Source organism: Acinetobacter sp. ANC_7654, assembly GCF_056779855.1.
In genome coordinates, this window is record NZ_JBWYIR010000015.1 from 1 (window position 1) to 20,043 (window position 20,043).

17 protein-coding genes and 4 tRNA genes are annotated in these 20,043 nt (G+C 39.0%); 7 read left to right on the forward strand and 14 right to left on the reverse strand.

The window, feature by feature from the left end:
- Nucleotides 1–412 precede the first annotated feature (412 nt).
- The 3 genes from yfiR to yfiB are packed head-to-tail and all read left to right on the forward strand — an operon-like array spanning nucleotide 413 to nucleotide 2,643.
- Nucleotides 413–916: a regulatory sequestration protein YfiR gene (gene yfiR / locus AC1M86_RS14000; protein ID WP_481587979.1), complete on the forward strand. Its 504-nt coding sequence runs from the start codon at nucleotides 413–415 to the stop codon at nucleotides 914–916.
- A gap of 5 nt (nucleotides 917–921) precedes the next feature.
- The gene (gene dgcN, locus AC1M86_RS14005) at nucleotides 922–2,139 is read left to right on the forward strand and encodes a diguanylate cyclase DgcN/YfiN (protein ID WP_481608207.1); all 1,218 of its coding nucleotides are present in this window, start codon (nucleotides 922–924) and stop codon (nucleotides 2,137–2,139) included.
- A gap of 24 nt (nucleotides 2,140–2,163) precedes the next feature.
- Complete coding sequence (yfiB, locus tag AC1M86_RS14010) at nucleotides 2,164–2,643, forward strand: outer membrane lipoprotein YfiB (RefSeq protein WP_481608208.1); 480 nt, start codon at nucleotides 2,164–2,166, stop codon at nucleotides 2,641–2,643.
- Between the two features lie 111 nt (nucleotides 2,644–2,754).
- Here yfiB and AC1M86_RS14015 read toward each other — a convergent pair.
- From AC1M86_RS14015 to secA, 8 genes are all read right to left on the reverse strand, one after another.
- Nucleotides 2,755–2,831 (reverse strand) — tRNA-Pro (locus AC1M86_RS14015).
- Between the two features lie 17 nt (nucleotides 2,832–2,848).
- Nucleotides 2,849–2,924 (reverse strand) — tRNA-His (locus AC1M86_RS14020).
- Nucleotides 2,925–2,961: 37 nt separating this feature from the next.
- Nucleotides 2,962–3,038, reverse strand: a tRNA-Arg gene (locus AC1M86_RS14025).
- 47 nt (nucleotides 3,039–3,085) lie between these two features.
- A tRNA-Pro gene (locus tag AC1M86_RS14030) sits at nucleotides 3,086–3,162 on the reverse strand.
- A 156-nt stretch (nucleotides 3,163–3,318) separates the two neighbouring features.
- Nucleotides 3,319–4,386 carry a quinolinate synthase NadA gene (nadA, locus tag AC1M86_RS14035; protein ID WP_481608226.1) on the reverse strand — a complete coding sequence of 356 codons (1,068 nt, stop codon included), beginning with the start codon at nucleotides 4,384–4,386 and terminating at the stop codon, nucleotides 3,319–3,321.
- 114 nt (nucleotides 4,387–4,500) lie between these two features.
- Nucleotides 4,501–5,721: a bifunctional glutamate N-acetyltransferase/amino-acid acetyltransferase ArgJ gene (gene argJ, locus AC1M86_RS14040; protein ID WP_481608209.1), complete on the reverse strand. Its 1,221-nt coding sequence runs from the start codon at nucleotides 5,719–5,721 to the stop codon at nucleotides 4,501–4,503.
- Between the two features lie 169 nt (nucleotides 5,722–5,890).
- Nucleotides 5,891–6,241, reverse strand: coding sequence for a hypothetical protein (locus tag AC1M86_RS14045; protein ID WP_035267951.1), 351 nt, complete (start codon nucleotides 6,239–6,241; stop codon nucleotides 5,891–5,893).
- Nucleotides 6,242–6,375: 134 nt separating this feature from the next.
- Nucleotides 6,376–9,090 carry a preprotein translocase subunit SecA gene (gene secA / locus AC1M86_RS14050; protein ID WP_092768537.1) on the reverse strand — a complete coding sequence of 905 codons (2,715 nt, stop codon included), beginning with the start codon at nucleotides 9,088–9,090 and terminating at the stop codon, nucleotides 6,376–6,378.
- Between the two features lie 330 nt (nucleotides 9,091–9,420).
- Here secA and AC1M86_RS14055 point away from each other — a divergent pair, with 330 nt between their 5' ends.
- Entirely contained in the window at nucleotides 9,421–10,062 is a 642-nt protein-coding gene (locus AC1M86_RS14055) for a peroxiredoxin (protein ID WP_092768535.1), read from the forward strand.
- 143 nt (nucleotides 10,063–10,205) lie between these two features.
- Here the strand turns inward: AC1M86_RS14055 and AC1M86_RS14060 are convergent, their stop codons facing one another.
- The 4 genes from AC1M86_RS14060 to trpA are packed head-to-tail and all read right to left on the reverse strand — an operon-like array spanning nucleotide 10,206 to nucleotide 14,137.
- The gene (locus tag AC1M86_RS14060) at nucleotides 10,206–11,168 is read right to left on the reverse strand and encodes an SPOR domain-containing protein (protein ID WP_481587984.1); all 963 of its coding nucleotides are present in this window, start codon (nucleotides 11,166–11,168) and stop codon (nucleotides 10,206–10,208) included.
- Nucleotides 11,155–12,444 (reverse strand): bifunctional tetrahydrofolate synthase/dihydrofolate synthase, encoded by a 1,290-nt coding sequence (gene folC, locus AC1M86_RS14065; protein WP_481608210.1) that lies wholly within the window; start codon nucleotides 12,442–12,444, stop codon nucleotides 11,155–11,157. Before folC ends, AC1M86_RS14060 begins: the two co-directional genes overlap by 14 nt.
- Nucleotides 12,441–13,337: an acetyl-CoA carboxylase, carboxyltransferase subunit beta gene (gene accD / locus AC1M86_RS14070; RefSeq protein WP_035267924.1), complete on the reverse strand. Its 897-nt coding sequence runs from the start codon at nucleotides 13,335–13,337 to the stop codon at nucleotides 12,441–12,443. Before accD ends, folC begins: the two co-directional genes overlap by 4 nt.
- Nucleotides 13,334–14,137 (reverse strand): tryptophan synthase subunit alpha, encoded by an 804-nt coding sequence (gene trpA, locus AC1M86_RS14075; protein ID WP_035267926.1) that lies wholly within the window; start codon nucleotides 14,135–14,137, stop codon nucleotides 13,334–13,336. Before trpA ends, accD begins: the two co-directional genes overlap by 4 nt.
- A gap of 351 nt (nucleotides 14,138–14,488) precedes the next feature.
- On the opposite strand from trpA, the gene AC1M86_RS14080 reads away from it, so the two are divergent.
- Nucleotides 14,489–15,826: a Na+/H+ antiporter NhaC family protein gene (locus AC1M86_RS14080; RefSeq protein ID WP_035267927.1), complete on the forward strand. Its 1,338-nt coding sequence runs from the start codon at nucleotides 14,489–14,491 to the stop codon at nucleotides 15,824–15,826.
- A 62-nt stretch (nucleotides 15,827–15,888) separates the two neighbouring features.
- On the opposite strand, the gene AC1M86_RS14085 is transcribed toward AC1M86_RS14080, so the two are convergent.
- On the reverse strand, nucleotides 15,889–16,944 hold the full coding sequence (locus AC1M86_RS14085) for an AraC family transcriptional regulator (RefSeq protein ID WP_035267928.1): 1,056 nt from the start codon (nucleotides 16,942–16,944) through the stop codon (nucleotides 15,889–15,891).
- A 141-nt stretch (nucleotides 16,945–17,085) separates the two neighbouring features.
- Between AC1M86_RS14085 and AC1M86_RS14090 the strand changes: the two genes are divergently transcribed.
- Together AC1M86_RS14090 and AC1M86_RS14095 are read left to right on the forward strand one after the other, a co-directional pair.
- Nucleotides 17,086–17,961 (forward strand): metal-dependent hydrolase, encoded by an 876-nt coding sequence (locus AC1M86_RS14090; RefSeq protein WP_481608211.1) that lies wholly within the window; start codon nucleotides 17,086–17,088, stop codon nucleotides 17,959–17,961.
- Nucleotides 17,962–18,118: 157 nt separating this feature from the next.
- Nucleotides 18,119–18,988 carry a metal-dependent hydrolase gene (locus tag AC1M86_RS14095; RefSeq protein WP_481608212.1) on the forward strand — a complete coding sequence of 290 codons (870 nt, stop codon included), beginning with the start codon at nucleotides 18,119–18,121 and terminating at the stop codon, nucleotides 18,986–18,988.
- Between the two features lie 54 nt (nucleotides 18,989–19,042).
- Here the strand turns inward: AC1M86_RS14095 and AC1M86_RS14100 are convergent, their stop codons facing one another.
- Nucleotides 19,043–20,038: a DUF2804 domain-containing protein gene (locus tag AC1M86_RS14100; protein WP_092768527.1), complete on the reverse strand. Its 996-nt coding sequence runs from the start codon at nucleotides 20,036–20,038 to the stop codon at nucleotides 19,043–19,045.
- Nucleotides 20,039–20,043: the final 5 nt, after the last annotated feature.

The window sequence follows — 20,043 nt, forward strand, 5'->3', positions numbered from 1 at the left end:
TCCACACAAGTTGTTCTTCATAATCTCTTAATGATCTTCTTAATGCTTCGTCAGCATCAAGCTAGGTCGGCTATATTACCCTTTCTTTTCAAAAAGTCAACTAGCAATGTTAATTTATTTTCTAACTCATTCTCAAAACCTAGATCCAACCTATTCAGCTAAATCCTTGTTTTTCAACAAGTTTTAATCAACATCACCGCCGATGGATGTGCATTCTACAGCATTCCTCCCCCAATGCAACTACTTTTTTTAATATTTTAGTATTTTTTAAAATTATGAGTATTGAGTGGGTATTTAATAATCAAATTCACATCATTCAGTATGATATTGATAAAAAATCGAACACTTTAACTTTATTAAAATTAGATTAGAATAGTCTCTATTATTTAACTGACTAGAACTATGTTACTAAATGGCTATATTTAAAATCAAAAAAGCCGTATTGATCTCCCTACTGCTTTTGATGTGCAGCTTTAGCCATGCCAATTCCAACCAGAACATTTATCAAATGACCCTATCTATTTTGAGCTATGCCAAAATTTCATCTCCACAACCAGATTTATGTCTAATTGATAACACTGTGGCATTAGCAGAGTTTAATCAAATAATTCTAAAGCAAAATTCAAAGATCAAAGCACAAAATATTCATGATTACGAATTAAACAAGACCAATTGTGATGTTATATTTTTCTCTAAATCTTCTCCAACAGTCGAACAAAAGCTCATCGGAGAATCCCTAAACAAATCAATTCTCTCATTTTCAACAAATAATGAAGATTGCGAGGTTGGAAGTGTTTTCTGTCTCTATAGCAATAAAGCAGGTATTACAAAATTTAAAGTCAATTTAGACAGTCTTGCAAAAACTAAAATCCACGTTGATCCTCGTGTATTACTTCTTGCACAGAACATGGAGTAATTCAGATGATTGATAAATTTTTTGGATTAACTTCACTCCAATCACTATTTAGAAGATCACAATTTTTAATTTTTGCGATTACTTTTTTGATCTGCACTTTAATTTTTACAACGATTTCAATTTTTACGGTGAAATCATACGCCAATCAAAACTTAACCTTAGTGAGTCGCACAATTGCGGAACGCATTCAACCTGCTCTTGTTTTCCAAGATAAATACACTTTAGACAATATTTTACACGAGTACACACAACAACATTCAATTCGCCTTATCCAAGTATTGGATAGCAGTAAAGTTAAAATAACTGAAAGCAGTAAACTGATAGATCGCCATTCAGAACTTCAAACTTGGTTTGATGGATTATTTTTTTCTAAGCCGATTCAAATTGAAGTTACTCACAATGGACAATTGGTCGGTGAGCTTCATCTATTCGGCAGTTCTCAAGATATCATTTTATTCATTATCAAGATTTGCTTAGCCTTGATTTTAGGTATGCTTTTTATGATTTTCGCCTTATGGTGGTCGGTTAATGCAACCTATCGTCATATTATGAATTCTATATCACCAATTATTCATACAGCACAATTAGTGAGTCAACAAAAAGCATACAATCTCCGCTTTCCAAAAAATGATATTCAAGAATTTCATCATCTAAACTCAGTATTTAATCAACTGTTAGAAGAAATTCAATCATGGCACAATCAGTTACAGTCTGAAAATACGCAGCTTAATTATCAAGTACAACATGATGAATTAACACAATTACCAAACCGACATTACTTTTATAAAGTTTTGTGTAACCTTTTCGATCAGCCTGATAAACTTGAAAATACTGTTCTGATATTTATAGATAACAATAAATTTAAGTCTATTAACGATCAATATGGTCATTTAGTGGGTGATGAAGTGTTGAAAGAAATGGCAAAACGATTAAAACAAAACACTCGTCAAAATGATTTTGTCGCAAGATTAAGCGGTGATGAATTTGCAATTATCCTAAGTCCTGTCAGTCAGGTGGATCACTTAATTTCGATCGCCGAAAATCTTATAAAATGTTCTGATGAGCCCTTAAAATATAACGGACAATCAATTCATTTTAGTTTTAGTCTTGGTATTGCTTTGGCTAAAGATGCTCATACCCCAGAGGACTTAATTTCTCAAGCAGACCAAGCGATGTACAAAGCGAAGAATCTAAAACATCATTGGCACATATTTCAACAATAGAATTTTTACTGAGGATTAATACCTATGCTCAACCGTAGTTTCAAACTTTTTATCATGAGCATTCTTTGTATAGGATTAAGTGCATGCTTGGGTATGGGATCTTTAAGCTATCAACAAGTAAAAATGTTAAAACAACAAGGTTTCGTTCTCACAGAGGAAGGTTGGAGTTTAGGACTACCCGAACGACTTCTTTTCGATTTCGATCAGGCTGAAATCTCTCAAAAAAATCGTGAACAGATTCAACATCTCGCAGCACAACTACAAAAATACAATTTAAAGAAAGTCCGTATCGTCGGTCATACCGATCTTATTGGCAATCCAGATTATAATTTTAAACTTTCTGAAAGCCGTGCTCGAAGCGTAAGCACTATTTTTATTGAAGAGGGTTTTAACCCCGATCATATCCAAACCATTGGTCGCGGTTCAACCCAACCTATTAATACTGCAAATACTGACGCTGCCCATGCAGAAAATAGACGCGTTGCTGTTATTATCGTGCCTTAAACATTCAACAAAAAAAGATCCTGATAGGATCTTTTTTTTAACAGCAAAAATCAGACATAAAAAAACCGCTTAACGCGGTATCTTTTATCTGACCATTTATATTGAAATAAATGGTCGGAGCAGTAGGATTCGAACCTACGACCCCCTGGTCCCAAACCAGGTGCACTACCAGGCTGTGCTATACTCCGATTACATCGGTTTGTGTTGGGGTGAATGACGGGATTCGAACCCGCGACAACCGGAATCACAATCCGGGGCTCTACCAACTGAGCTACATCCACCATCACAAAATTTGGTTCTATAAAATCAAGCGACCAATGGCGCGCCTGACAGGATTCGAACCTGTGACCATCCGCTTAGAAGGCGGATGCTCTATCCAACTGAGCTACAGGCGCATTACCCATGATTGCGAGATCATTGGAAAACCTTTGCCTTGAAGAATTGGTCGGAGCAGTAGGATTCGAACCTACGACCCCCTGGTCCCAAACCAGGTGCACTACCAGGCTGTGCTATACTCCGATTCATCTCAGCTTTTGTACCGTTCAACTTATCGTTTGATGTATCGTTCGGTACGGTGTGCATTCTAGGCGTGACGCTGGATAACGTCAACACCTATCTTCAAAAAAAATCAAAAAAACACTTCAAATGTATATTTATCAAGCATTTTGACTAATATTAACGCTTTAATGACGCACTAAAGTTTAACATTCGATCTAATGGTAATTTAGCGCGCTCTACTAAAGCGGGATCAACATGCACTTCCTGATCACCATGTCGTAAAACATGCAAAATGCCATCCAATTCATTCATTGCCATCCATGGACAGTGTGCACAAGAACGACAAGTCGCTCCCTCACCTGCCGTAGGAGCCTCAATCAAAGTTTTATTCGGCACCATTTGCTGCATCTTATAAAAAATACCGCGATCGGTCGCAACAATCATTGTTTCATGCGGTAGTTCTTTTGCAGCCTTAATCAATTGCGAAGTACTTCCTACTGCATCAGCAACATCAATAACTGATTCTGGTGATTCAGGATGGACTAAAACTGCAGCATCAGGATAGATTGCTTTCATCTGAGCGATGCCACGTGCTCTAAATTCTTCATGTACGATACAAGAACCATCCCAGAGCAACATATCCGCTCCAGTTTTCTTTTGAATGTAACGTCCTAAATGCTGATCAGGTGCCCAAATAATTTTTTCACCTAAACTATCTAAATGCTCAATAATTTCGACAGCACAACTTGATGTCACCACCCAATCTGCACGTGCTTTTACCGCAGCTGAGGTATTTGCATAAACCACAACAGTATGATCAGGATGAGCATCACAGAATTTGCTAAACTCATCTACAGGACAACCTAGATCGAGTGAACAAGTTGCCTCTAAAGTAGGCATTAAAATGGTTTTGTTAGGTGATAAAATTTTAGAAGTTTCACCCATAAACTTCACACCAGCCACAACGAGTGTTGTCGCATCATGGTCACGCCCAAAACGTGCCATTTCAAGTGAATCTGAAACACAACCACCAGTCAGCTCCGCAAGCTCCTGTACGACTGGATCACAATAATAATGAGCAACCAATACCGCATTACGCTTTTCCAATTCAGCTTGGATTTCAGCAAATTTTTGCTGCTTTAACTCTGGTGTTAAATCTTGATTGTTAGATTCACCAATCAGGTCTAAATGAGCTTGAACAATTGCTTTCGCATCATTTGCAATTATATTGGTTGCATCATTCATTATTTGCATCTCTATCCATAGCGCTTATCAATATAAGCAATTACACACCGATTGGATTTGACCAATCATTAAAATTTGATAAATAAAAAGCCTCAACAGGGAGGCTTAATTTATTTAAGAACGATAATCTGCGTTGATCTTGACATAATCATATGACAAATCACAGGTGTAAACCGTATCTTTGGCAGAACCACGGCCCAAATCAACGCGAATAGTAATTTCTGATTGATTCATCACTTTAGCACCAGCCTCTTCTGTGTAATCTGCCGCTGCACCACCATCTTTACAGATCTGGACATCATCTAACCATACTTGGATTTTGTCGACATTTAAATCTTGGACCCCAGCATAACCAATTGCAGCCAAGATACGCCCCCAGTTAGGGTCAGAAGCAAAGAACGCTGTTTTTACCAAAGGTGAATGTGCAATGCTGTAAGCGATATCACAACACTCTTGCGTATTTGCACCACCTTCAACTGAAACAGTTATAAATTTGGTTGCACCTTCACCATCTCGAACGATTAACTGAGCCAAGCGCTTCATGACACGTGTAAGTACATCTAAAACAACAGAGTAACGAGCATCTTCTTCAGATGTAATTTTAACCCCACCTGCTTGACCAGTTGCTGCAAAAATACAAGAGTCATTAGTAGATGTATCACCATCAATCGTGATGCGATTAAATGATTGTTCAACAGTGGTTTTTAATAGTTTTTGAACCAATTCACGAGCAATAGGCGCGTCTGTCGCTACGAAAGACAACATTGTTGCCATATTAGGACGGATCATTCCTGCACCTTTTGAAATCCCCGTCATTGTATAAACAACCCCGTCAATTTCAAATTGTTCAGAAGCACCCTTAGGTAAAGTATCCGTCGTCATAATACCTGATGCTGCCTGAGGCCATACATCATCTTCAAGACTCTCAAATGCTGGTTTTAACCCAGCAATCAAACGCTCCATGGGTAATTGTTCACCAATTACGCCTGTTGAGAATGGCAAAACTTCGTTCTCATTTACACCAGCAATTTTGGCAAATTCAGCACAAGTGTCCTTTGCATTTTTCAAACCTGTAGGACCAGTACCTGCATTCGCATTGCCTGTATTAATTACAAGGTAACGTGGATTTGTTTGAGACAAATGCAGTTTTGAAATATGTACTGGCGCTGCGCAAAAAGCATTTTGGGTAAATACACCTGCAACTTGAGTGCCTTGTGCAAATTCAAATACAACCAAGTCACGTCGATTTGGGTAACGTACATACGCTTCTGCTGAGCCAATTCTTACACCCTTTACCACATGCATTTGTGGCATTGATACGTCACCCACCGCCATTTTTGATTGTCCGAATTAAAAAAAATGATGGCTAAGCTTATTAGAAATTAGAAAAAAAATCGAGTGAATAAGGCATTAGGGTTGATTGAAATGAATGATTTGAAATAAATCTCGATCCCTAAAAACAATAAAGCCAGTCTAAGACTGGCTTATGTACGAAATTCTAAAATTAATTAGATACAGTTTGTTCTAATAAAGCTTGTTTTGCTTTTTCTTGACTTGAACTTGAAAGAGCTGGATTTGATGCAACAATACGATTTGCTGTAGCTGGAGTTGCTGGTGCTATTGCAGCTGTTTGAAGAATGATTGGTCGACCAGCTGTATTACCAAGTGTGTAACGAATACCAGTGCGTGGACTTATCACCGTTGTGGAGTCATTTTTAACTTCAGTTTGTGCTTGAGTAACACCCGCAGCTGCTTGAACTTTCGCTAGAGGTACAGTTTTCGTATCAGCATTGGCAAATGCAAAAGCTGGTAAAGCAAAAACTGCAAATAGAGCCGGTTTTAGTATTTTTTTCATTGTCGCTTCCATATATTCAATCATGCAAAATTAAATAGCATTAACTGAGAAAATTGGCAATGCTTATTCACATGAACTGACCAAGCACTATAATAAAATAAAAAAAGCAGAACCTAAGTTCTGCTTCATGAAATTTAGATTTTACCGTGACACTGCTTGTATTTTAAACCAGAACCACATGGACAAGGTGCATTACGGCTTTGAGGTGGCGTAATCTCAACTTCATTCTGATCCAATTCTTGAGTATTAACTGTTTGCTCACCTGTTAAACCATCAACTTCAGCATGAGAAAGTGAAAGTTGCATCGCTTCAGCTTGAGCTTGCTGCTGTGCTTCCATTTCTGCCAGCTCTTCAGGCGTTGGTAAACGTACTAATGAAAGATCTGTCACAACATCAGACTTAATGACAGCTAACATATTTACAAACAGATTGAATGCTTCTTTCTTATATTCCTGCTCAGGATTCTTTTGCGCATAACCGCGTAAATGAATACCTTGACGTAAATAATCCATCGCTGCTAAATGATCTTTCCAGTGGCGATCTAAAGAACTTAACATAAAGTTTCGTTCTAACACTGCTGCAGATTCAGCACCCATTTGTTCACGACGCGCACGATAGCGTTGTAAAACCTCATCAGTGATACGACGTGCTAATGCTTCTTCATCTAATCGACGATCTTGGTCCAACCATTGTTGTACAGGAAGATCAATATTAAAGTCTGAGCGTAATGCAGATTCAAGACCTGGGACATCCCACTGATCATGAATAGATTCAGGTGGGATATACGTTTCAATCACCCCTTTCATCACTTCTTCATGCATTGACTCGATGTATTCTTGCAATGTACTTTCTGCCAGAATTTCATCACGCTGTGAGTATATAATTTTACGTTGTTCGTTATTTACATCATCATACTTCAACAGGTTCTTACGAATATCGAAGTTACGTGCTTCAACCTTACGTTGGGCGTTTTCAATCGAACGAGACACCATTTTATGTTCAATAGCTTCATTTTCTTGCAGACCCATTGCACGCATCATTGCGACGACACGATCACCTGCAAAGATACGCATCAAATCATCTTCTAACGATAAGAAGAAACGCGAAACACCTGGATCACCTTGACGACCTGAACGACCACGTAATTGGTTATCAATACGACGAGATTCATGACGTTCAGAACCAATAATGTGTAAACCACCAGAATTCAGCACCAGTTGGTTATTTTGTTCCCATTCTGCTTTTAAACGTGCTTCATCTTCAGGAGTTGGATTTTCAATTTTCGCCAGTTTCGCTTTCCAGTTACCACCGAGCAAGATATCCGTACCACGCCCTGCCATGTTGGTCGCAATAGTCACGGCACGTGGAGAGCCAGCTTGTGCAATAATATCCGCTTCACGCTCATGCTGTTTGGCATTCAGCACTTCGTGTGCGATACCCGCTTCTTTCAGTTTATCCGATAAGATTTCAGAAGCTTCAATTGTTGCCGTACCAATCAAAATCGGTGCAACACCAGCTTCATGAATTTTCTTAATTTCTTCAATAATCGCATTGTATTTACCATTACGATTCAAATAAATTAAGTCATTCAGATCTTTACGAATCATTGGACGATGGGTTGGAATCAACACCACATCTAAGCCATAAATTTCTTTCATTTCAGCAGCTTCAGTATCTGCTGTACCTGTCATACCTGAAAGTTTACGGTATAAACGGAAATAGTTTTGGAATGTGGTCGTTGCAAGCGTTTGGTTTTCAGGTTGAATCTCTAAACCTTCTTTTGCTTCTACCGCTTGATGCAAACCTTCAGACCAACGACGACCAGGCATCGTACGACCTGTATTTTCATCGACAATAATCACTTCACCGTCATGGACGATATAATGCACGTTACGATGATACAAGTAATGTGCACGAATAGAAGCTGTGACATGATGAACAAGATTTAAGTTGGCTGCAGAATATAGACTTTCACCCTCTGCCAATAAACCCATCGCAATAAGTTCACTTTCAATGGCTTCAAAACCAGCTTCTGTAATTTCGACTGAACGTTGTTTTTCATCGATCCAGAAGTGTCCACCATCTGCAACTTTTTCTTCTTTTTGAGCATGTAACTTTGGCGGAATCGCATTCATTGCCGCGTAAAGTTGTGAGGAATCTTCGCTTTGACCCGAAATAATAAGTGGAGTACGTGCTTCGTCAATTAAGATTGAGTCAACCTCATCGATAATCGCATAGGCAAGACCACGTTGTTTTTTCTCGGCTAACGAGAACACCATATTGTCACGAAGATAGTCGAAACCAAATTCGTTGTTTGTACCGTAGGTAATGTCTGCTCGATAAGCTTCTGCTTTTTCGACAGGATTCTGCATGGAGTAAATCACCCCAACAGATAATCCCAAAAATTCATAAAGTGGACGGTTCAACTCAGCATCACGTTGCGCCAGATAATCATTGACAGTAATAACGTGAACACCTTGTTCACTAATTGCATTTAAATATACAGCCAAAGTACCCATTAGGGTTTTACCTTCACCTGTACGCATTTCTGCAATTTTACCTTCATGTAGGGTAATACCACCAATCAACTGTACGTCATAATGACGCATACCCATAATACGCTTACCAGCTTCACGACATACTGCGAAAGCTTCTGGTAACAAGCGATCAAGACTTTCGCCGTTTTTATAACGTTGTTTGAATTCTTCTGTTTTTGCAGATAAGTCTGCATCACTTAACACAGATATCGTCGGCTCGAGCGCATTGATCTTCTCGACAATTTTACGCATACGCTTCAATTCGCGCTCGTTTTTAGTACCGAAGATTCCTCCGATCAGACTTGCCAACATATAGACTCTCTAAAACTTACTTATCAAAATGATTTTTCTCAAACGTTATTATGGTGCTAGAAATTTGAAGTACAAGGGTTTTAAACAAATGCAATCAAAAAATTTCTGGATTATTTTCCATGACGCATGAGCAACGGCGAGTTAATGTAGCAAATTTGATCAGAAATATATATCGTTCAAATTCAAATTTATGAACGTTTATTCGCCTCCAGAGAGTGAAACAAATCTGTTTTTTTCATAACCAAATAAAAAAACACTATTTTTAATTATAAATAGTTTCCGCCATATTAATTTCAGCACATTAAGGTTTTGATAAGAATAGAGGTATATATGGCATTACGTTTAGGTGACACCACTCCAGACTTTGAACAGCAATCAAGTGAAGGAGTAATTAATTTTTATGATTTTCTAGGAGATCATTGGGGAGTTTTATTTTCACACCCTGCCGACTACACTCCCGTATGTACGACGGAATTAGGTTTTACAGCAAAACTAAAAGACGAGTTTGAAAAACGTAATGTTAAAGCGATTGCTCTCTCTGTAGATGATGTTGAATCACATCATGGTTGGATTAAAGATATCAATGAAACTCAATCTACCACGGTAAATTTCCCAATCATTGCTGATCAGGATCGTAAAGTTTCGACTTTATATGATTTCATCCATCCCAATGCCAGCGAGACCCTAACCGTCCGATCTCTTGTGATCATTGATCCAAATAAAAAAGTACGCTTGATTATTACGTATCCAGCGTCAACTGGTCGCAATTTCCATGAAATTTTACGTGTTATAGATTCATTACAGTTAACAGATAACTATAAAGTGGCAACCCCTGCAAACTGGCAGCATGGTGAAGATGTTGTGATTGTTCCCTCTATTAAAGACGAAAATGAAATTCAACAACGCTTCCCTAAAGGGTACAAGGCAGTGACACCTTATCTACGTTTAACACCTCAACCTGATCTTGATTAATTTTGACGAGCCATCAAGTTTCAGCGTTCAGCCTATCCTCAGATAGGCTTTTTTTTGATTATGGCTTATATTCTTTAACATATTAATTTAAAAAAGGATTCAAATTATAGTTTGAATCCTTTTTTCTAAAACAAAGCAAGAAACTATTGACGCTTATCCAGTGGTACCCAATCAATCACCCATGCTGATTTCATATTTAAACTTGCATCACTGTTAATTTTCTTACGTAACGCATCTGCCGAATCACGATCTTTAGATGGACCAACCATAATTCGAATACCTTTCGACGTTGGACTCTTCGTTACCTTATATCCTTTGGCACGAAGCTTAGCCGCAAGCGCATCTGCATTCGCCTCATTCGCAGCCAATGCCACTTGAACCATCCATTGACGATCTCCATTTTCCAGCAGATCACGAGCTTTTTCTGCCTCAGCTTTTTTCTTCGCTTCTTCAGCAGCTTTGCGTTTTTTCTCTTCTGCAGCTTTTTTATCAGCTTCAGCTTTCTTCTTCGCCTCTTCTGCTTTACGTTTTTCCTCAGCAGCTTTTTGCTCTGCTGCTTTCTTTTCAGCTGCACGTTTTTCTGCTTCGGCTTTACGCTTTTGTTCTTCTGAGGATTTCGCCTGTTGTTCTTTTTGCTCAGCTAAACGCTTCTGTTCAGCTATGCGTTTTTCTTCAGCCAAACGCTTTTGCTTTTCAGCTTCATCCTCAACCAATTCAGGAGGAATATTGTCTGAACTTTGCTGAGCAGCGTTTCGACGAGCATTCATTGCAGCATATTCTTCAGCAGCGCGACGTGCGGCTTCAGCTTCGGCCTCTTGTTGCATTCTTAAATATTCAGCAGCACGAGCCTCTTGCTCTGCCACAGCTTTCTCACGAGCACGTCGTTGCTCTTCAAGTAAACGCTTTTCAGTTTCCACATCAACTGTGAGAGGTTGAAGTTGTACTGCTTCAGGTTCATTCTTTTTTTGTTGAACAGCTTCAACCGGTTGTTCAACATTATTTTGGTGGATCTCTTCTTTGCCTTTTAGAAGTAATGCTGCCAATAAAACACCACCACCCAATAAAACAACACCACCCATCCAGCGTTGTTTGTTATTCATTGACATTCTCTAAATACTCCCAGACCGCTTCTAAGGTATGAAACGAACCACACACCAAAATCAGCTGATTATTTTTTGTTTCTTCAAGTGCTGATTTAAATGCGACCTGTACATTTGAATACTGTTGTACTGTCTCACCTTGAAGCGCTGACTCTAATTGTTGTAATGGTGCTGCACGAGGCACATCCATCGGCGCAATTTTCCACATAAATACCGTGTTTTTCAATAAATTAACGACTGATTCTATATCTTTATCCGCTAACATCGAAAACACAGCGATAACTTCTGTGTACTGTTTATTGTATTCTAAATAATTTCGCAATTGCTTTAACAAAAATTCTACACCATGCGGATTATGTCCCGCATCGAAAATCACTGTTTTTCCTGCGATTTCCCTTATTTCAAATCGACCTGGTAAATGTGCTTGAATAATGCCCTGCTCTAGTGCAGTTTGAGAAATTTTCAATCCACTGACCAATAATGCAGCCACGGCAGTAGAAACATTATCTAGGGCCAACTGACCACATGGTAATTTTAAGGTCAGTGCTGAACTTGAAAATGTCCAAGTTTTACCATCACCATTTGCTTGATAAAAATAATCCTGATTTAGACATGACAGCGTCGCATTACATGCGATGACTTTATCCTGAATTGATGTTGGAAGTATTTGTTGCCCACCAAAAATGACTGGAATATCTGGACGAATAATACCCGCTTTCTCAAAAGCAATTTTTTCAATGGTGTCACCCAGCCAATCTGTGTGATCCAATCCAATATTGGTAATGACCGCAACATTTGGATTAACGACATTCACAACATCCAAACGTCCCCCAAGTCCAACTTCCAATACCCAAACATCACATTTCTGTTGTTTGAAGATGACAAAAGCTGTAAGGGTTGTTGCTTCAAAAAAAGATAAACTTAAATCACATTCACGTCGTGCTTGATCAACTTGAACAAATGCTTCGATCAGAAGCTCATCTGAAACTTCCTGACCTGCGAGTTTTACACGCTCATTGAAACGATAGATATGCGGAGATTGATACAAACCGACTTGATATCCTTGAGCATTCAGAATAGAAGCTAAGGTTGTGGTTGTTGAACCCTTACCATTCGTACCAGCGACAGTAATGACTTTCGCTTGCGGGTGTGTAACGCCCAATTTTTCAGCCACAGGAATGACGCGTTCAAGCCCTAAATCAATTCCTGTAACGTGAACATGGCTCCAATAATCGAGCCATGTTTGTAAATTATCTGTACTGAGTGGAGCAGTGAGGTTCAAGGCAAATTCATCAATTTCGCTACGATACGATAAACTGTATCACGTAATGCGTGACGATGAACAATTTGATCGACTACACCATGATCAAGCAAGAATTCAGCACGTTGAAACGGCTCTTCTAACTTTTCGCGTACAGTCTGTTCAATGACACGTTTACCAGCGAAACCAATCATTGCTTTAGGCTCAGCGATATGCACATCACCCAACATGGCTAAAGATGCGGTCACACCACCATATACTGGATGAGTTAATACAACAATGTACGGAATACGAGCATCTTTCATTTTTTGAATCGCAGCTGATGTACGTGCCATTTGCATTAAAGATAACATTCCTTCTTGCATACGAGCACCACCAGAGGCAGCAAAACAAATCATTGGCTGTTTGGTTTCAATCGCACGCTCTGCTGCTTGTACAAATCGATCACCAACTACAGTACCCATCGAACCGCCCATGAAATCAAATTCAAATGCACAAGCGATTAAAGATAAACCTTTGATTTGTCCTTCCATCACCACGAGTGCTTCAGTTTCGCCAGTTTTCTCTTGTGCTTCTTTCATACGCACAGGATAAGCTTTGCTATCCACAAACTTGAGTGGGTCTTTTGCAACAAACTCTTGACCTAATTCTTTTGCGGTTTGATCAAAGAACCAATTTAAGCGGTCACGTGCTTTCATTTTTAAATGCTCATCACATTGAGGACAAACATAAGCATTGAAAGACATCGCCGTACGAGTCACCAGAGCATGACATTCTGGACATTCAATCGTAGGCTCAGTAAACGTCGCTTTTAACGATTGCTGTTGATCAGGGATTTGAATACCTGGTACTGAACGATCTGTCCAAGGTGTTGCAGGTGCTAAAGTTTTCCCTGATTTAACTTCTTGATTCATACTAACTCATCGAGCGCTGCTCGAAGCTCCTTGACTTTATTGACCGCCTGTTCAACTGCTTGATCAGGAGTTGTCTGTGCAAATGGTTTAACAAAAGCACTACCAACAATGACCGCATCCGCTGCGCTTCCGATTGCTTTTGCAGAGGCTGCATCACTAATACCAAAACCTACACCAACAGGTACATCCGTCATCGACTTAATTTTTTCGATGCGTTGAGCAGCTTCATTCACATCTAAAGTCGCTGCACCTGTTACACCCTTCAAAGACACGTAATAAATAAAACCACTCGCTTGATTAGCGACATGTTGAATACGTTGATCTGTAGATGTTGGCGCCAACAAGAAGATCTGATCCATATCAAACTTTTTCAAGACAACATCGAGCGCTTGTGCTTCTTCAGGTGGTAAGTCCACCAACAGAATACCGTCCACACCACAGTCATGAGCAGTTGATACAAATTTTTCATATCCAATGACTTCTACAGGATTCAAATAACCCATCAACACCACTGGTGTATCTGTGTCCTTTTCACGGAATTGCTTGACCATTTCCAATGCATCCAATGTATTTGTACCGGCTGCCAATGCACGCTCAGCCGCAAGTGCAATCACTGGACCATCGGCCATTGGATCTGAAAATGGTAAGCCAAGTTCAATTACATCCACACCTGCTTCCACCATTTGATGTAACAAAGGAACCGTTACGTGTGGATGAGGGTCACCTGCCATGACATAAGAAACTAGAGCCTTACGCTGTTGAGATTTAAGCTGTGCAAATCGTGTGGCTAAACGTGACATAGGGATGTACTTTCCTTGAATTGTATAGAATTGAGGAGTTGGTTTTGTAAAATACAAGACGGCCCATTGTAACGCTATTTTTTACTCATTGAACAGAGTGTGATGAAAAGCACCAAACACTCTTTTCAGTTAAGTATTCCAAGTGCATATTTATCAATGTTTTGATTTTTTTAACAATGATCAAAAAGCTCGATTTTTTCTGTTTTTTCTAAATCATGAATATTTATATGAACTTATGTTTATTGATTAAAAATGTTTAAAAACAAATAGCTTAGCACTTACATTTTAACTTTTCTGAATTAGCCAAAGCTGTTCTATACTATACATGCTTACTCTTTTATTTCTTATGTTATGACCACAATCTCCCCAGGCAAAGCTTCTCCGCGAGCGCTTGCCCTTCTACCGCTTATTGTGTTTTTAGCCATTTTTTTGGGCAGCGGTATTTATCACACTCTGATTGGCACTGAGTTTGCCTTCTACCAAATTAAAGCACCCATTGCTGCTATCCCTGCCCTCATTCTTGCGGTATTACTTTATCGTGGCAAATTAAACACAGGTATAGATGAGTTTCTCCGTGGGGCAAGCCATCCTAATCTTATTTTAATGTTTATGGTCTTTATGCTGGCAGGTGCTTTTGCCAGTATTAGTAGCGCCATTGGTAGTGTGGATGCAACAGTACAATTAGGTTTATCTCTCATTCCTTCGGATTTTGTCCTGCCAATGCTCTTTGTTATTTCAGCATTTATTGCTACCGCGATGGGAACCTCGATGGGTACTATCGCTGCTTGTGCGCCGATCGCATTTGGCTTCACTCAAGTCACCGATATAAATCCTGTTGTTGCGATTGGTGCTGTGGTTGGAGGAGCCATGTTTGGTGATAACTTGTCTATGATTTCAGATACCACTATCGCTGCAACTCGTAGCCAACGTGTAGAACTAAAGGATAAATTTAAAGTCAATGTATGGATTGCAGTACCAGCAGCGCTTTTCACGATTTTGATTTATTTTGTGATGAGTCGTGATACGCAACAAATTTCTTTCAATGACTATAATTTTTGGCTGATTTTGCCTTATTTAGCCGTATTTGCTTTGGCTTTTAGCCGATTACATGTGTTGGCTGTACTTATGCTGGGCATTGTTATGTCTGGACTCGTCGGTCTGATTCAAGCCCCTGACTTTAACCTACTTAAATTAAATAATGCGATTTACGATGGCTTTTTGGGCATGTTTGAAGTCGCATTGCTTTCAATGTTACTCGGTGGTATTTCTGCCCTTATGCGAAAAGAAGGTGGCTTAGAGTGGCTAATACAACGCATTTATCAACTTACGCGTTTATTCAAAGTGGGGACGCAAAGAGCTGGTGAAATCGGAATTTGCCTTCTGGTGATCTTGTCTAATTTCTTTGTGGCGAATAATACGGTTGCCATTATTCTATCTGGCGATATGGCACGTGAAATTGCTAAAGAATATGGTGTTGACCCAAAACGCTCGGCTGCTTTGTTGGATATTTTTTCTTGTGTTGTTCAAGGCTTAATTCCGTTTGGCGCACAATTATTATTGGCGTGTTCAATTGCAAAATTATCGCCAATGGAAATGATCCAAAACGTTTATTACTGCTGGATCTTAGCGGTGATTGCTATACTCTCCATTGCTTTTAGATATCCCAAAATACAGATGAATCAATTTTAGACTGGCATAAAAATGAAGTCTTTAAAGGTAAGCTACATGCTTACCTTTTTTATTTCCATAATCTAACTTAGATTATGGTGTTGAGTTGGTCGTTGTTTAAGTTGTTTTTTAAACTGCAACAGCGTTATTCCATTATACATTTTAAATGCTCTAGCAAGCGCAGACTGATCTGAGTAACCGAGTTGCACTGCGATATCAGTTAACTCTAGCCCCTGATTTAATAGGCGCTCACATTGTGACATCCGCTCTTGCTCAAGTATGCGTTTAAATGATGTTCCGCGATCTTTTAATTGTCGTTGCAAAGTCCTCACCGACAAACATAATTCTGTCGCAATATCTTCAATCTTTGGCGCTTCGTGACGAATACGCAAATACTCAGCAATAATTAAGTGGAGTTGCCGATCAAGACTCGATTGCACGGGTTTTGATGCAATCGCCTCTTCCGCTTGTTGAACCAACAATTGCATAAGTGAAGGATCTGCTTGTTGGGGTTTTAGCTGCAACCCCTGCGTGCGAATTTGAAACTGATATTCAACATGGCTGAACTCTACCTGACAACCATAGAACTTTTGATATTCATACAATGGTGCGATAGCTTCATGCGCCATGATCACTTTATACAGTGGAAAGGTATCATGCACTAATATTTGCTTTGCCAATGAAACCATCATGGCATTCGTCAGCTCATTGATAAAATTATAGTCATCACAAATAAACGGCCAGCTTAAAATCAGTATTTCACCGTTCTGGTGAATCTGCATGGGTGTAATCTCTTCACCATCAATCACCAAGCGGCTAAATCTTAAAATATAGTTCAGTGCTTCCGCCACCGTCTCACTTCGTGTCGCCATATATCCAAGCACACCAAAATGCTCAGGTTTCACATATTGAGCCATTTCAAAAATATAATTGGCGCGATTCAAATAAACCTGCGTGAGAGAGTTAAGTTTTAAGAAAAAAGAATAAGATGATTGCATGGCAATCGGTGCTACCAAAATCTTATTCAGCGTATCAACATCCTGATTTAATGCAGTCTTTATCTCTTTATCGAGCTGTTTCACTTGAATAAATGTTTGCCATAAATGGAAATATCCATTGGGTATTTGAATATCTTTCACGATGCACTATTCCTTTAGGCAAAATTGACTTTATTCATTTTCATTTGTCGTAAAATGTATAAAAAATGGCAAGTACTGTCAAAACAATCAGACCAATGCCATACATACTTAAACGATCTAAAGCGGATGAATGAAAATAAGATGAACGCATTGGTAAAATATCAAGTTGATCCTGTCGTACGCACGAATCTCAATTTCAAGCTCTCAGAAATTCCTCGTTTTTGGTTTGGTGGAGATCCATTCAAAACCCGTATGTTTGATGCATTGAGTCTAACTTTCCCAGACGGAGAGCGCTACTTCATTGAATCAGTTCGATTATTTAGAGATAAAATCAAAGACCCTGAATTACAAAAACGCGTCGCAGATTTTATTCGACAAGAAGCACAGCATGGAATTGCGCATGACAAGATGAATCAGGTCATGAAAGATCAAGGTATGCCTGTCGATCAATTTATTAAGGTTCTTAACAAAATTTTTAAATTCGAACTGACACGTCGTTCACCTCAATATAATATTGCCATGACTGCTGCAGCCGAACACTTAACTGCATTAATGGCTGATACTTTTTATAGTCAAAAAGCAACCCTTGAAGATGCTCACCCCTATGTGCGCGCGCTTTTAGCATGGCATGCTATCGAAGAGATGGAGCATCGTGATGTGGCTTTTGATGTCATGAAACAAGTCGGTGATGTTCCAGACCTTACTCGACAATTTGCTTTGGCATTTACAACTTTCATGATGCTTGGATTTACAACTTATCGTGCCAATATCATGTTGAAGTATGACGGATTTAGTCGTTTAGACCGTTTCAAAATGACCGTCAAAGGACTTCCATGGTTTATCGGTCGAAATGGCATGTTAACGAGAATGAAAGGTCCATACTTAGATTGGTTTAAAAAAGACTTTCATCCAAGCCAACATCCTGTGATTGCCCAATATGATGTCTGGGTAAAAACATTAGCCGAGACCAATGATCCAATTCAAGCTGGTGAAGCATTCTGGCAAGCAGCTCGATAATATTCCTATCGCCGGCTAAATCATTTTTATTCGGATGATTTAGCCGACATTACTTACAGTTTTAATCTCCTTCTCTCTTCTTTTGTCCTGTAGAGATAATGACCTCAATGTGATTTTTTTACATACTTGTTCTTTCTGCATAAGTGATAAAAATAAAATGAATGCAATTACCACATACCATCCAGTGATTCGTAAGCACCTTGATTTCCGACTTAACGAAGTACCACGATTTTGGTTTAACAACGATCCTTTTAAAACACGTGTATTTGATGCTTTGAGTTTGACATTTCCAGATGGAGAACGATATTTCATACAGTGTGTCCGACTATTTCAACCGCATATTCAAGATCCTGTCTTAGCCAAACGTGTGAAAGACTTTATTCAACAAGAAGCGCAACACGGTATTGCCCATGACAAAATGAATAAAATTTTAATTGAGCAAGGTATGCCAATTGAAAAATATATTCATCAAGTCAATCAACGTTTCAAACATGCGTTAAAAAGGTATCCTGATCGTTTTAATATTGCGATTACCGCTTCATGCGAACACTTAACCGCTTTAATGGCAACGACCTTTTTCAGTCATAAAAGTACGATGGCCCATGCACATCCTTTTGTCCGTGGTTTATTTGCATGGCATAGTATTGAAGAAATGGAACATCGCGATGTAGCGTATGATGTCATGACCGAGGTAGCGCAGACTTCAAACCTTACACGTTATACCGCCTTGGTTTTAGTTACGCTTATGATGTTTGGATTTACCATGCAAAGAACACATGGACTTCTCAAACAAGATGGCTTTACTCGAATTGAAAGGTTAAAAATGTTTGCTCAAGGCTTGAAATGGTTGCTTGGGAAAGATGGCATTTTAACGGCAAAAAAACGAGAATATTTAGACTGGTTTAAACCTGATTTCCACCCAAACCAACACCCTATTATTCATCAATACCAAGTTTGGGTTGATACGCTCGCTGAAACTCAAGATCCAATTCAAGCAGGTGAAGCTTTTTGGCAAGCTGCGATATAAAAAAGAATGTAAAAAAAGTCCGATCAATCGGACTTTTTTGTTGTTATGACGCCATTACCATTTAGCGTAATGTTGCTCTAATAGTCCATACTCTTGATTAAGCTCAATATGCTGACCATCATCTGAAATAATAAAACCCGTAATTTTAGATTGCCACTGACTGAACTGGCTGCCTACCATTCTAAGGTTAAGATTTTCATAACGGCGCCAGCCTGTTTCAATGGTCAATTGTAATTTGTCATCCATAGATCGTATGGTCCACATCTGATCATTTTGCATTTCAAAAAGAACATCCGTCAACGCATAAAGGCGCCCATTAATCCACAAACAGTTTTCATTGCCAAAGCTTTCATTCACGCCAGAGGCAAGATTCAAACCCACACGGTTTCCTTGCGCATCCCAAAAATTAGAAGATAGCCAAAACCAAGCCGTTTCAGGTCTTAGAAAACCGCAAGTATCATCAAGCGAAGCAAAAGTTCGTGAGTTAAATTCAATTTTTTCTTTTTGTTTATTAATGAAATACCCTTCAACGGCCAATGTAGTTAGTTTCTGAGTATAGGTCCAACCATTAATACCAGTAGGACTGCACATCGACAAAGGATCTGTTCCAGCACAAAAGATTCGTGCAGACAGTTTTTCTTCACCATGTTTGATCACTTTGATATAACGAACACCATTGGCATGTTGGATATCTAGTTGGATTTTTCCATGTTGAAAATGGCTATGATTAAATAGTGGCTGTTCATCTAGAACCGTACTGTGTGCCAATACATTAATCGCATTCCACTCGACGACTTGTCCGGTGTTATGGTCATAGATATAGATGAAACCATGTCCCGCCCAAGCGATATCGACGATAGCCATCCCAATGCTGTATTGCTCATGTTGGATACTACAAAACTTAAATTTCTTATATTTAAGTTTTTTTCTCCACCCTTTGAGCACTTTGCCATATGGCGTTTTATAAATATATTTTGAAACAGAAATTGCGCTTGGCAATTCTGTAAAACGCCCATAGCGCGGTTGACCATTTACTTGAATTAAATCCATTGGGA